Origin of the sequence: Thauera sp. WB-2, from assembly GCF_027594845.1 — a bacterium.
GTDB lineage: Bacteria > Pseudomonadota > Gammaproteobacteria > Burkholderiales > Rhodocyclaceae > Thauera > Thauera mechernichensis.
Genome location: NZ_CP088935.1, coordinates 911,018 through 923,500, shown reverse-complemented (window position 1 = coordinate 923,500; position 12,483 = coordinate 911,018). Strand labels below are relative to the sequence as shown.

Sequence of the window (12,483 nt, the reverse complement as noted above, 5' to 3'; positions counted from 1 at the left end):
CCACCATGAACACCAAACAGGACGGATTCACCCTCGTCGAGATCGCCATCGTGCTGCTCGTCGTCAGCTTGCTGCTCGGCGGCGTCATGAAGGGGCAGGAACTGATCGACAGTGCCAAGGTGAAGAACCTCGGCCAGGATTTCCGCAGCATCCCCGCGATGGTCCATGCCTACCAGGACAAGTACCGCGCCCTGCCCGGCGATGACCGCAATGCACGCATGCATCTGTGCCCAGGCAGCAGCGAGTGCACAGCCCTCGGCAACGGCAACGGCGTCATCGATGGCAACTGGGACGACAGCAGCGGCAGCGAGAGCGTGCGCTTCTGGCAGCACTTGCGCCTCGCCAACGTCGCCAGCGGCAGCACCGACCCAGACGATGCCGGCTTCCTGCCGCGCAATGCGGTCGGCGGCAGGGTCGGCGTCCAGCGCGGCGGCACCGTGCTGGGCATCCCCGGCGCGATGGTCGTGTGCTCGGACGCAATCGTCGGCAAGCTGGTGCGCCAACTCGACATCGCGCTCGACGATGGCAACCCGGCAACTGGATCAATGCGCGCCGGCACGGCTGGCGAAGGCGCACTGGTGCCGATCTCGGCAACCAATCCGCTCGACGACAGCGCCAGCCACACCGTCTGCGCCAGTCTCTGAGCACGGGTAGCGCTTGATATACAATCGGGGGTTCGCACACGGTGCTGCGCGCAGCGATACATTCCACGCGCGTCGCACCGCGCCCCCGTCAGTCTCAAGCATGGACCGCATGGACTCAACTCCAGAAACGGGTGACAGCCGCGCCGTCGCCCTCGCCCGCCGGGTATTGCGCATCGAGGCCGATGCAGTCGCCGCCCTTGCGGACCGCATCGGCGCAGACTTCGAGCGTGCCGTCGACATCATCCGCCAGCGCCACGGGCGCGTGATCGTCACCGGTATCGGCAAGTCCGGGCACATCGCACGCAAGCTCGCGGCTACGCTCGCGAGCACCGGCACGCCCGCCTACTTCGTGCATGCCGCCGAAGCCGCACACGGCGACCTCGGCATGATCACCCCCGAAGACGTCGTCATCGCCCTGTCGAACTCGGGGACGAGCGAGGAGGTGCTCACCATCGTGCCGCTGGTCAAGCGCCAGGGCGCACGCCTGATCTCGATGACGGGACGCCCGGAGTCGCCGCTCGCGGTACAGGCCGACGTCCACCTCGACGCCGCCGTCGCCGAGGAAGCCTGCCCGCTCAACCTCGCCCCCACCGCCAGCACGACCGCCGCACTCGCACTTGGCGATGCACTCGCGGTTGCCCTGCTCGACGCGCGCGGTTTCGCCGCGGAGGACTTCGCACGCTCGCACCCGGGCGGTGCACTCGGCCGTCGCCTGCTCACCCACGTCGCCGACGTGATGCGCCCCGCCGACGCCGTACCGCGCGTGCGCCCCGACGCCCTGCTCAGCAGCGCCCTGCTGGCGATGACAGCCGGTGGCATGGGCATGACCGCCATCGTTGACAGCGACGATCGGCCGCAGGGCATCTTCACCGATGGCGACCTGCGCCGCGCGCTCGAGAAAGGCTGCGACGTGCGCAGCGCGCACGTGACCGCGGTGATGAGCCACAATCCGCGCAACATCGGCCCCCAGGCCCTGGCGGCCGAAGCCGCCGAGGTCATGGAGCGCCTGCGCATCAGCCAGCTGCTGGTGGTCGACGGCGACAACCGTCTCGTCGGCGCGCTCACGACTCACGACCTGATGCGCGCCAAGGTGATCTGAGTGATCGACACCTGGCGCCTCTACCCGGTTCTCGCCCTCGCCGCACTGGCAGGCGCCTCGCTCTGGCTCGAGCGCATCACCCGCATCGAAGAGCCGGTTGCCGCGGTCGAGCATGGCGGTCCGGACTTCGTCGCCGAACACACCCGCCTGGTGGGGTTCGGTGAAGACGGCCGGCAGCGCTACGAACTGCTCGCCGAGCGCCTCGAGCACTTCCCTGGCAGCGACATCACCCGACTCCACGAACCGCGCCTGCACATGCAGGACGCACAACGCGACACCCACATCAGCGCCACGCGCGGCGACGTCTCCCCAGGGGGCGAGCGCGTCGATCTCGAAGGCAAGGTGCAGGTCCGCCGTCCTGGCTCCGCGGACGCCCTGCCACTCGCACTCGACTCCGAAACGCTGACGGTGTGGCCCGACGCCCACCGCGCCCAGACCGACTCCCCGGTGGTCCTGATGCGCGGCGACAGCCGGGCCACCGCCCAGGGCATGCGCGCCGACAACCTGTTCGGCACGCTCGAACTGACCGGCGAGGTCCGCACCCACATGCCTCGCCGCCAAGGACCCTCCTCATGAAGCACACTCATCGCATATCCCTCACCCGTTGCCTGGCCACCCTGGGGGTGGCAGCGCTCGCCGCATTTTCCGCCCCTGCCATCGCCGAGAAGGCCGACCGCGAGCAGCCGGTCAATATCGAGGCCGACCGCCTGACGGTGGACGACCGCAACAAGGTGCACGTGTTCGAGGGCAACGTGATCCTGTCGCAGGGCTCACTGACGATCCGTGGCGACAAGCTGGTCGTGACCCAGGACGCCGCGGGCTTCCAGAACGGCGTCGCCACCGCCACCGGCAACCGCCTGGCCACCTTCCGTCAGCGCCGCGAAGGCACTACGGATCAGTACGTCGAAGGCGAAGCCGAGCGCATCGAATACGACAGCCGCAGCGAGAAAGCGCGCCTGTTCAACCGCGCCCGCGTCACCAGCGGCGGCGATCAGGTCAGCGGCCACTACATCGAATACGACGCCATCACCGAGAACTACCTGGTCACCAACGCCCCCGGCAGCCAGCCGGGCGCACCATCCAGCCGGGTGCGTGCCGTGATCCAGCCCAAGTCGGACGGCCAACAGTAAGCGCACTCAACCTTCTTCCACCGACACGCAGCACCCCGACAACAGGAGAACCCATGAGCTTTGAACTGATCATCGCCGAGAAGCGCGGCCGCGTCGGCCTCATCACCCTGAATCGCCCCAAGGCACTCAACGCCCTCAACGATCAGGTCGTCGACGAAATCACCGCCGCGCTGAACGACTTCGAGTCCGACGAAGGCATCGGCGCCATCGTCATCACCGGCTCCGAAAAGGCGTTCGCCGCTGGTGCCGACATCGGCGCGATGGCTACCTTCTCCTACATGGACGCCTACAAGAGCGAATACATCACCCGAAACTGGGAACGCGTGAAGACCTGCCGCAAGCCGGTCATCGCCGCAGTGGCGGGCTTCGCCCTGGGCGGCGGCTGCGAGCTGGCGATGATGTGCGACATCATCATTGCCGCCGACAGCGCGAAGTTCGGCCAACCCGAAGTCAAGCTCGGCATCCTGCCGGGTGCAGGCGGCACGCAACGCCTGCCGCGCGCGGTCGGCAAGGCCAAGGCCATGGACCTGTGCCTGTCCGCCCGCTTCATGGATGCCACCGAAGCCGAGCGCGCCGGTCTGGTGTCGCGCGTGGTGCCGGCCGACAGACTCCTCGACGAGGCCCTGGCCGCCGCCGAGACCATCGCCAGCTTCTCGCTGCCGGTGGTGATGATGATCAAGGAATCGGTCAACCGCGCCTTCGAAAGCAGCCTCAACGAAGGCCTGCTGTTCGAGCGCCGCGTCTTCCACGCCGCTTTCGCCCTCAACGACCAGAAGGAAGGCATGGCCGCCTTTGTCGAAAAGCGCAAGGCCAACTTCACCCACGACTGATCGCTCACCCCCCTCCTGCACTGCGGCAAGGCCATGCCACGCCGCAGTGCCTTGGTCATCGGCCCGCAACAAGGGTGTTGCACACTGCATGTGGATCGCTCGGCAGACCAAGCGTTTGCTGGGCCGGACAGCGGCGCACATGATTGGATAAAGCAATCGAATAGCGATTGTGCGATGCACAAATTTTCGCTTGACAGCTTGAGGCGCCTCCGTATAATCCGAACCATGCTGCAACGCAACATGTGGCATGAAACCACGATGTGCATGCAATCCGGGCTTGATTACAGGAGATTCAAATGAGCAACTTCACCACCCCCGAGCAGTTCGCCGCCGCCAACAAGGCCAACATCGAGACCCTGCTGACCCTGGCCAACACCGCCTTCGCCAGCGCCGAGCGCCTCGCTGCCCTGAACCTGAACACCGCCCGCTCGATCCTCGAGGACGGCGTTGCCAACACCAAGACCCTGCTCGCCGCCAAGGACGTCCAGGAACTGGTGAGCCTGCAGGCTTCGCTGGCCCAGCCGATCGTCGAGAAGGCCGTCGCCTACGCTCGCAGCGTCTATGAGATCGCCTCGCAGAGCCAGGAAGAAATGTCCAAGGTCTTCGAAGGCCAGGTCGCCGAGCTGAACAAGGGCGTCGCTACCGCCCTCGACAAGGCTGCCAAGTCGGCTCCCGCCGGTTCGGACGTCGCCGTCGCCGCCGTCAAGTCGGCCATCGCCGCCGCCAACAGCGCCTACGACAGCATGAGCAAGGCTGCCAAGCAAGTCGCCGAGATCGCCGAAGCCAACGTGGCTGCCGCGACCAACGCCACCGTCAAGGCCGTCAGCACCACCGCCAAGACCACCTCCAAGAAGGCTGCCTAAGCTTCCTCGGTAAAGGTCTGACGAAGCGGCCCCTCGTCGAGGGGCCGTTTTGCGTTTACCGCCCGCCGACGCATCAGTCGTATTTGATGTAGCGGAAGCGCTGGTCATCATTGGGAGTGCCTTCAAGCACACCCCCCTCGCGGCCGGGTTGCCACTGGATCAGCGCCTCGATCCTGCTGGCGAGCGCGAAGTCGCGCTCGGTCACCCCTTTCGCGGAATGGGTGCACAGTTTCACGATCACGAAGGCATAGGACACAACAAGGTCCGGGTGATGCCAGGCCGCTTCGGCAAGGTGGCCGACGGCATTGACGACCATCAGCGTGCCCTTCCAGCCTTCCGTGCGGTACTTGCGCCGGATCCAGCCATTTTCGTAATACCAATGCGGCAGTTCGCGCGCCAGGCGCTGGCGAATCTCATCCTCGCCCAGCGCGGGCAGTGTGTCGCTCATATCGACCTCCTGCGGGTTCGGGCTTTCAATGTAGCCCGCGGTGCAGCGCACGTCCAAGGCGTAGACGAGAGGCCGTCGAAGCCCCCCGTGACGACGAAAAGCTCGCGGCTGGCGCCGCTCCCACCGGTGGAGAGACCCGCGGCGGCGGGCTTTGCTGTAGGAGCGGCGCGAGCCGCGAGCTCTTCGGGCACGCCACAAAAGACTATCGCCTTCAAACCCTCGCGGCTGACGTGTAACCAGATCAGGCTTCGGGCGCGCCCGTGCCACCGTCCTGGTCATGCACAGCCGACGCCTCGCCGGCATAGTGATGAGGGAAAAGCCTCTGCATCTCGCTCTCGACCCAGGCCTCGGCGCGCGCGTTGATCTGCGCTGCCTTCACGCCCTTGACGTCGATCACCGGACCAATGCTGACGATGATCTCACCAGGGCGCTTGACGAAGGCATTGCGCCGCCAGAACTCGCCCGCATTGTGCGCCACCGGGACCACAGGCACGCCCGCACGCTTGGCGAGGATGGCGCCGCCCGGCTTGTAGCGTTTCACCGTCCCCGGGGCAACACGCGTACCCTCGGGGAAGACGACAACCCATAGGCCCTCCTTCAGGCGCTCGCGGCCCTGCTCGACAACCTGGGCGAGCGCATCCTTGCCCGCATTGCGATCGATCGCAATGCCCGGAATGCTTGCCAAACCCCAGCCAAAGAAGGGCACGCGCAACAGTTCGCGCTTGAGCACGAAGCACAGCGGCGGAAAGATCTGCTGCAGCGCGATCGTTTCCCATGCGGACTGATGCTTGGACAGCACCACGGCCGGGCCGGCAGGCATGTTCTCGGCACCGATCACCCTGTAGCGGATACCGAGAACATGGCGGATCACCCACATCATCACCGGCACCCAGGACGTGATCAGGCGATGGCGGGTCATCGGCGGTAGCCAGAAGATCAGCGTGGCAAAGATCGCATAGGGCACGGTGATCAGTGTGAGCAGTATTGCGAACAGGAATGAGCGGATGAGATGCACGGTGTGGTCCAGGCGTCATTGGGCGCAGATCGCACCGCCCTGACGGTGCGCCTGCCATGAGTTTCAGGCCGTGAGCGTAGCGGCCACGGCGTCGAGATCGGGGAAGATCCGGGTCGAGGGCGGCAGTTCGGGACTGTCCTTGGTGTGCAGCCCCTTGCCCGTCAACACGAGGAAGGGCTGGCAACCTACGGCCACCCCCGCCTGCAGGTCGCGCAGGCTGTCGCCCACGCAGGGTACGTCCTGCAGCGCGACATTGAAGCGCTCGGCAATCTGCAGGAACAGGCCGGGCTTGGGCTTGCGGCAGTCGCAGGTGGAGTCCGCCGCATGCGGACAGAAAAAAACCGCATCCAGGCGACCGCCGACCTGCGCCAGGCTGCGCACCATCTTGTCATTGATGGCATTTAGCGTATCCATGCCGAACAGACCGCGCCCCACGCCGGACTGGTTGGACGCCACCACCACGCGCCAGCCCCACTGATTGAGGCGCGCGATCGCCTCGAGCGAGCCGGGGATCGGCTTCCATTCCTCGGGCGACTTGATGAACTGCTCGGAGTCGACGTTGATGACGCCGTCGCGGTCGAGAATGATGAGCTTCATCTGCAGACTCCCTGGGATGCATACATACCCGCGACGGCGCGCGCCGCGGGTCTCGTGACGCTCAGGCCGACAGGCGCGAGATATCAGCGACCTGGTTCATCAGGCCAGCCAGTTGCGCCAACAGCGCAAGGCGGTTGGCACGGGTCAGCGGCTCCTCTGCCATCACCATGACGTCCTCGAAGAACTGGTCGACCGCCGCACGCAGGCCGGCGAGCGCACACAGCGCTGCAGTGTAGTCCTCGTTGGCGACATGTGAGCGCACCAGCGGCGCGACCTCGACCACCTGACGGAAGAGTGCCTTCTCGGCCTCCTCCTGCAGCAGTGCGAGATCGGGCTCGCCCGGCGCACCCTCGGCCTTCTTCAGGATGTTGACGATGCGCTTGTTGGCGGCCGCCAGAGCCTCGGCCTCGGGCAGCGCGCGGAAAGCCTCCACCGCGGCGAGCTTGGCGGGCACCAGATCGATGCGTACCGGCTTGAGCGCGAGCACGGCGTCGATCACCGCGCCGTCGCGCCCTGTCTCTCGCAGCAGGTTCTTCAGGCGCTCGAACATGAAGTCCTGCAACTGCGCGGCGAAACCCTCGGCGGTCAGCAGGCCGGGCTTGAAGCCGGCGGCAGCGGTGTCGATGAGCTTGGGCAGCTCGAGCGGCAGCGGCGCTTCGATGAGGATGCGCAGCACGCCGAGGGCTGCGCGGCGCAGCGCAAACGGGTCCTTGTCGCCCGTCGGCACCATGCCTATGCCGAAGAAGCCGACCAGGGCGTCGAGCTTGTCGGCCAGTGCCACCGCAGCGGCGACATTGCCCGCGGGCAACTCATCGCCGGCAAAGCGCGGCTGGTAATGGGCCTGGATGGCATCGGCCACCACCTGCCCCTCGCCGTCGGCGAGCGCGTAGTAGCGGCCCATGATGCCCTGCAGCTCGGGGAATTCGCCCACCATGTCGGTGACGAGGTCGGCCTTGGCCAGGCGTGCGGCGCGCTTGGCCGCGGCGACGTCGCCGTGCAGTTGGGCGACGATCGCGCCGGCCAGGGCTTCGAGGCGCTCGACACGCTCGAACTGACTGCCGAGCTTGTTGTGATACACCACCGGCGCCAGGCGCGGCAGGCGAGCCTCGAGCTTCTGTTTCTTGTCCTGCTCGAAGAAGAAGCGCGCGTCCGACAGCCGCGGGCGCACCACACGGGCGTTGCCGGCGACGATGTTGCTCGGGTCGGCCACCTGCATATTGGAGACGATCAGGAAACGGTTGAGCAGTTTGCCGGCACCGTCGAAGAGCGGGAAATACTTCTGGTTGGCGCGCATCGTCAGGATCAGGCACTCCTGCGGCACGGCAAGGAACTCGGCCTCGAACTCGCCCACATACACCGTCGGATGCTCGACCAGCGCCGCGACCTCGTCGAGCAGGTCGGCATATTCGTTGAGCAGCGCGCCCTGCTTCGCGGCCTCGGCAAGAAGCTGGCGCTCGATGTTGGCGCGGCGCTCGGCGAAGTTGGGAATGACCTTGCCCTCGGCGAGCAGCGTGGGCTCGTAGGCATCCGCAGTCACGATGTCGATGTCGCCGCGACTCATGAAGCGGTGGCCACGCGTGGTGCGCCCCGAGTCCAGGTCGAGCACGCGGCCCGGCACCACATCGGCGCCGTGCAGGAAGGTGAGCTTATGCACCGGGCGCACGAAGGTCGCGTCGCCGTCGCCCCAGCGCATGACCTTGGGAATCGGCAGCGCCTTGATCGCGTCCTGCACGATCGCCGACAGCACGTCGGCGAGCTTGGCGCCCGGCACCATGGCGGTGTGGAACAGCGCCTCGGCCTTGCCGTCCATGCGGCGCTCGAAGCCGGCGACGGCCCCCACCGGGATGCCCTTGGCTTCCATCTTCTTGAGCAGCGCCGGCGTCGGCTTGCCCTCGGCGTCGAGTGCCACGGACACGGGCATCAGCTTCTCGGTGACCTCCTTGGCAGCGGCCTCTGAGCTCACCTTCGCAACCGTCACCGCCAGCCGGCGCGGGCTGGCGAAGGTGCGGAAGGCGGCGTCGGCAGGCGCCAGCCCCTTGGCCTTGAGGCCATCGGCGATCCTGGTGGCGAAAGTCTCGCCCAGGCGCGGCAGGGCCTTGGGCGGCAGTTCTTCGGTGAGCAGTTCAACGAGCAGGGTCGCGCTGGTCATCACGCGGCCTCCTTGGTGGTATTCAGCATCGGGAAGCCAAGGGCTTCGCGGGATTCGAAATAGGCCTGGGCGACGGCGCGCGACAGGTTGCGGATGCGGCCGATATAGGCGGCGCGTTCGGTGACCGAGATGGCGCCGCGGGCGTCGAGCAGGTTGAAGGTGTGCGCGGCCTTCAGCACCATCTCGTAAGCCGGCAGCGCGAGGCCGACTTCCATCACGCGCCTGGCCTCGGATTCGTAGTTGTTGAACAGCGAGAACAGGAAGTCGACGTTGCTGTGCTCGAAGTTGAAGGTCGACTGTTCGACCTCGTTCTGGTGATAGACGTCGCCGTAGGTCACCTTGCGCCCGTCCGGCGCGATCGACCACACCAGGTCATAGACGTTTTCAACGCCCTGCAGGTACATCGCCAGGCGCTCGATGCCGTAGGTGATCTCGCCCAGCACCGGCTTGCAATCGAGGCCGCCGACCTGCTGGAAATAGGTGAACTGGGTGACTTCCATACCATCCAGCCACACTTCCCAGCCCAGGCCCCAGGCGCCGAGGGTGGGGTTCTCCCAGTCGTCCTCGACGAAGCGGATGTCGTGCACCATCGGGTCGATGCCGAGCGCGCGCAGGCTGTCGAGGTAGAGTTCCTGGATGTTCAGCGGCGAGGGCTTCAACACCACCTGAAACTGATAGTAGTGCTGCAGGCGGTTGGGGTTCTCGCCATAGCGGCCATCCTTGGGGCGGCGCGAGGGCTGAACGTAGGCGGCGTTCCAAGGCTCTGGGCCGATGGCGCGCAGGAAGGTGGCGGTATGGCTGGTGCCGGCGCCCACCTCGAGGTCGTAGGGCTGCAGCAGCACGCAGCCGCGCTCGCCCCAGAAGTGCTGGAGCGTGAGGATGACTTGCTGGAAGGTCGGTTTCACGAGTCGGGATTCGGTGGTCATGGTCTCGGGCAGCCTCCGGGCTGCGCAGCGCACGCAAAGACCGTGATTTTACCGGGCTTCGGCAAGTGCGGGGGCTTCGGCTCGGCGCAATCGCGCCGAAGCCCTCACCCGCTCGACCCGGCGCGGGCGCGATCGCCTTCAACCCCTCGCGGCTCGCGCCGCTCCTACGGGGGAATCGAGCGCGCGACGCCCTGCTGTAGGAGCGGCGCGAGCCGCGAGCCTTTCGTCACAGCCGACCACACCCGTCACCTTCAAAACCCTCGCGGCTGGCGCCGCGCCTACGGGGGAATCGAGCGCGCGACGCCCTGCTGTAGGAGCGGCGCGAGCCGCGAGCTTTTCGTCACAGCCGACCACACCCGTCACCTTCAAAACCCTCGCGGTTGGCGCCGCGCCTACCGAGGGTCGCGGCGGGTGGCTATGCGCTCAAACCCTCCGGCGGGAAAGAGGGAGCGCGGCAATGACGAGGAGCGCGACAATCAGGGCAAGGCCATCGCCCCAGCGGGCGTAGGGGGTCATGCCGTTGAAGCCCTGAACCTGCACGCGCAGCACGCCACGCTCGAACTCGGGCAGCACGCCGGCGACCCGGCCGTCGGGCTGGACCAACGCGGTCATGCCGGTGTTGGTCGCGCGCAGCATCGGCCGCCCGGTCTCGAGCGCGCGCACGCGCGCGATCTGCAGGTGCTGCGGCTGGGCAAGCGAATCGCCGTACCAGGCCAGATTGGAGAGGTTCAGCATCAGCGTGGCCTGTGGCAGGGCGCGGATCAGCTCCGCGCCGAACAGGTCCTCGTAGCAAATATTGATCGCCACCCGCTGCCCATCGATCAGCATGGGCGGCTGATCGGGCGCGCCACGAGTCTGGTCCGCCATGGGGATGTCGACCAGGCGGTAGAACCAGCCGAACAAGGGCGGCGAGTACTCACCGAACGGCACCAGGTGCTGCTTGGCGTAGTGCTGCTCCGGCGCGCGCCCCAGGCTCATCGCGGCGTTGTAGATCCGTCCCGCCTCGTCACGCCGGAATACGCCGAGCACAAGGTCTCCACCGGCCTCGCGTGCAAGCTTTGCGAGCACCTCCAGGTAGCCCGCAGGCAGGCGTTCGAGCAAGGTGGGCAAGGTGGTCTCAGGCAACACCGTGATCGCGGGAGGCGCCGGTCGGCCAAACTGCTCGCGTACGAGATCAAGGTTGACCTGCAGCACATCAGCGAAATGATCGGGATCCCACTTCAGGCTTTGGGCAAAGTTGGTCTGCACCAGCGCGACCTCGAGCGGCTCGCCAACGGGCTGTGTCCACGGCCGCCCCTGCAGGCCAGCCCCGGCGGCGAGCACCACGACCGCAGCCAACACGGCCGGCCAGGCACGCACAGCGCTGGCCGCGCTGGCGACAAGCGCCGCCAGGAAGGCAACGAGCCCGCCCACACCGTACACGCCGACCACCGCCAGCCAGCCGCCGAGCGGACTGGGCGGCGTCTGCGAATAGCCGATGGCCAGCCACGGGAAGCCGGTGAATACGACGCCGCGCAACCATTCCGCAAGCAGCCACAAGGCGCCGAACAACACGGCCTGGACCAGCCCGTGCGCCAAGCCCAGCCGCCGACGCAGGGCGACGAAGACGCCACCTGCCAGTGCGGGATAAAGCGCGAGGTAGGCACAGAACAGCGCAATGGCGAGCGCAGCGAGCGGGATCGGCATGCCGCCATAGCGCTCGAGCGCGACATACAGCCACGACACACCACCGATGAATGCACCGAAACCCCAGGCAAAGCCGAGCGCGAAGCCCTGGCGCCAGCACCCGGCACGCCCGAGCAGCCAGGCCAGCACGGCCAGGCTCGCGAAGGCAAGCGGGAACAGCCCGAAGGGCGCAAACGCGAATACCGACGCGCCGCCCGCGAGCAACGCGGCAAGCAGGGCGACACGCATCACTCGGCGGCGGGCTCGGGCTGCGGCAGATGCTCGACGACCAGGGTGTAGACCCGCCGGCTGTCGGCGCGCAGTACCTGGATCTTCAGACCCTCGAGCTCCACGGCTTCACCGCGCTTGGGCAGACGCCCGAAGTGGCGTATGACGAGACCGCCAACGGTGTCGTATTCCTCGTCGCTGAAGTGGGTTGCGAACGCTTCGTTGAAGTCCTCGATCTCGGTCGTGGCCTTCACACGGTAGCGACCGCTGTGATCGAGGCGGATGCTGTCGCCGACCTCGTCGAAGTCGTACTCGTCCTCGATATCGCCGACGATCTGTTCGAGCACATCCTCGATGGTGACCAGCCCGGCCACGCCGCCGTACTCGTCGACCACGATCGCCATGTGGTTGCGCGACACGCGGAACTCGCGCAACAGCACGTTGAGGCGCTTGGACTCGGGCACGAACACGGCAGGACGCAACATGTCGCGCAGGTCGAATTCGCGCCCGGCGAAGTAGCGCAGCAGGTCCTTGGCAAGCAGAATGCCGGCGACATCATCCTTGCCATCACCAATGGCGGGGAAGCGCGAATGCGCGGTGTCGATGGCGAAATTGACGATCGCGTCGATCGGATCGTCCAGGTGCACGCAGTCCATCTGCGCGCGCGGAATCATCACGTCACGCACCTGCATGTCGGACATCTGCAGGGCGCCTTCGATGATGGAAAGGGCATCGGCGTCGATCAGGTTGCGATCGAAGGCCGCGTGCAATTGCGCGAGGAGTTCTTCGCGATCTTCCGGCTCGCGCGAGAGAAAGGCCGAAAGTCGCTCAAGTAACGACGGTTTAGGGGAACTGTCCATTTTTTGGGTCGGGGTCTCCACTCAAGCCC

Annotated in this window: 13 protein-coding genes; 6 read left to right on the top strand and 7 right to left on the bottom strand. The window is 66.6% G+C overall.

The features are described from left to right. The first annotated feature begins 5 nt into the window (after nt 1–5). From LQF09_RS04195 to LQF09_RS04170, 6 genes are all read left to right on the top strand, one after another. Entirely contained in the window at nt 6–644 is a 639-nt protein-coding gene (locus LQF09_RS04195) for a prepilin-type N-terminal cleavage/methylation domain-containing protein (RefSeq protein ID WP_002938583.1), read from the top strand. Between the two features lie 109 nt (nt 645–753). Next, entirely contained in the window at nt 754–1,743 is a 990-nt protein-coding gene (locus tag LQF09_RS04190) for a KpsF/GutQ family sugar-phosphate isomerase (protein ID WP_002928486.1), read from the top strand. Further along, nucleotides 1,744–2,319: an LPS export ABC transporter periplasmic protein LptC gene (gene lptC / locus LQF09_RS04185; RefSeq protein ID WP_002928484.1), complete on the top strand. Its 576-nt coding sequence runs from the start codon at nt 1,744–1,746 to the stop codon at nt 2,317–2,319. Beyond that, the gene (gene lptA / locus LQF09_RS04180; protein WP_002928481.1) at nt 2,316–2,873 is read left to right on the top strand and encodes a lipopolysaccharide transport periplasmic protein LptA; all 558 of its coding nucleotides are present in this window, start codon (nt 2,316–2,318) and stop codon (nt 2,871–2,873) included. The genes lptC and lptA overlap by 4 nt, the downstream gene beginning before the upstream one ends. Nucleotides 2,874–2,926: 53 nt before the next feature. Next, nucleotides 2,927–3,703 carry an enoyl-CoA hydratase gene (locus LQF09_RS04175; RefSeq protein ID WP_002928478.1) on the top strand — a complete coding sequence of 259 codons (777 nt, stop codon included), beginning with the start codon at nt 2,927–2,929 and terminating at the stop codon, nt 3,701–3,703. 296 nt (nt 3,704–3,999) lie between these two features. Beyond that, on the top strand, nt 4,000–4,566 hold the full coding sequence (locus tag LQF09_RS04170; protein WP_002928474.1) for a phasin family protein: 567 nt from the start codon (nt 4,000–4,002) through the stop codon (nt 4,564–4,566). Nucleotides 4,567–4,639: 73 nt separating this feature from the next. Here LQF09_RS04170 and LQF09_RS04165 read toward each other — a convergent pair whose 3' ends face one another. The 7 genes from LQF09_RS04165 to LQF09_RS04135 all read right to left on the bottom strand — a co-directional run bounded on the left by LQF09_RS04165 (nt 4,640) and on the right by LQF09_RS04135 (nt 12,454). Continuing rightward, a complete protein-coding gene (locus LQF09_RS04165; protein ID WP_002938578.1) occupies nt 4,640–5,014 on the bottom strand; it encodes a 4a-hydroxytetrahydrobiopterin dehydratase in 375 nt (124 codons plus the stop codon). A gap of 241 nt (nt 5,015–5,255) precedes the next feature. Further along, on the bottom strand, nt 5,256–6,029 hold the full coding sequence (locus LQF09_RS04160; protein ID WP_270069270.1) for a lysophospholipid acyltransferase family protein: 774 nt from the start codon (nt 6,027–6,029) through the stop codon (nt 5,256–5,258). A gap of 63 nt (nt 6,030–6,092) precedes the next feature. Continuing rightward, nucleotides 6,093–6,626, bottom strand: a complete 534-nt coding sequence (gmhB, locus tag LQF09_RS04155; RefSeq protein WP_270069269.1) for a D-glycero-beta-D-manno-heptose 1,7-bisphosphate 7-phosphatase — start codon at nt 6,624–6,626, stop codon at nt 6,093–6,095. Nucleotides 6,627–6,687: 61 nt separating this feature from the next. Continuing rightward, nucleotides 6,688–8,775, bottom strand: coding sequence for a glycine--tRNA ligase subunit beta (glyS, locus tag LQF09_RS04150; protein WP_270069268.1), 2,088 nt, complete (start codon nt 8,773–8,775; stop codon nt 6,688–6,690). Continuing rightward, nucleotides 8,775–9,701 carry a glycine--tRNA ligase subunit alpha gene (glyQ, locus tag LQF09_RS04145; protein WP_002928462.1) on the bottom strand — a complete coding sequence of 309 codons (927 nt, stop codon included), beginning with the start codon at nt 9,699–9,701 and terminating at the stop codon, nt 8,775–8,777. Before glyQ ends, glyS begins: the two co-directional genes overlap by 1 nt. Nucleotides 9,702–10,124: 423 nt before the next feature. After that, the gene (lnt, locus tag LQF09_RS04140) at nt 10,125–11,615 is read right to left on the bottom strand and encodes an apolipoprotein N-acyltransferase (RefSeq protein WP_270069267.1); all 1,491 of its coding nucleotides are present in this window, start codon (nt 11,613–11,615) and stop codon (nt 10,125–10,127) included. Continuing rightward, complete coding sequence (locus tag LQF09_RS04135) at nt 11,615–12,454, bottom strand: HlyC/CorC family transporter (protein WP_051018563.1); 840 nt, start codon at nt 12,452–12,454, stop codon at nt 11,615–11,617. The genes lnt and LQF09_RS04135 overlap by 1 nt, the downstream gene beginning before the upstream one ends. Nucleotides 12,455–12,483 lie beyond the last annotated feature (29 nt).

What these genes read in the sequence shown, in the direction of transcription:
- lnt (WP_270069267.1), bottom strand. Translation starts at nt 11,615, where the DNA reads ATGCGTGTCGCCCTGCTTGCCGCGTTGCTCGCGGGCGGCGCGTCGGTA.
- glyS (WP_270069268.1), bottom strand. Translation starts at nt 8,775, where the DNA reads ATGACCAGCGCGACCCTGCTCGTTGAACTGCTCACCGAAGAACTGCCG.
- LQF09_RS04170 (WP_002928474.1), top strand. Translation starts at nt 4,000, where the DNA reads ATGAGCAACTTCACCACCCCCGAGCAGTTCGCCGCCGCCAACAAGGCC.
- glyQ (WP_002928462.1), bottom strand. Translation starts at nt 9,701, where the DNA reads ATGACCACCGAATCCCGACTCGTGAAACCGACCTTCCAGCAAGTCATC.
- LQF09_RS04195 (WP_002938583.1), top strand. Translation starts at nt 6, where the DNA reads ATGAACACCAAACAGGACGGATTCACCCTCGTCGAGATCGCCATCGTG.
- gmhB (WP_270069269.1), bottom strand. Translation starts at nt 6,626, where the DNA reads ATGAAGCTCATCATTCTCGACCGCGACGGCGTCATCAACGTCGACTCC.
- LQF09_RS04165 (WP_002938578.1), bottom strand. Translation starts at nt 5,014, where the DNA reads ATGAGCGACACACTGCCCGCGCTGGGCGAGGATGAGATTCGCCAGCGC.
- LQF09_RS04175 (WP_002928478.1), top strand. Translation starts at nt 2,927, where the DNA reads ATGAGCTTTGAACTGATCATCGCCGAGAAGCGCGGCCGCGTCGGCCTC.
- LQF09_RS04190 (WP_002928486.1), top strand. Translation starts at nt 754, where the DNA reads ATGGACTCAACTCCAGAAACGGGTGACAGCCGCGCCGTCGCCCTCGCC.
- LQF09_RS04135 (WP_051018563.1), bottom strand. Translation starts at nt 12,454, where the DNA reads ATGGACAGTTCCCCTAAACCGTCGTTACTTGAGCGACTTTCGGCCTTT.
- lptA (WP_002928481.1), top strand. Translation starts at nt 2,316, where the DNA reads ATGAAGCACACTCATCGCATATCCCTCACCCGTTGCCTGGCCACCCTG.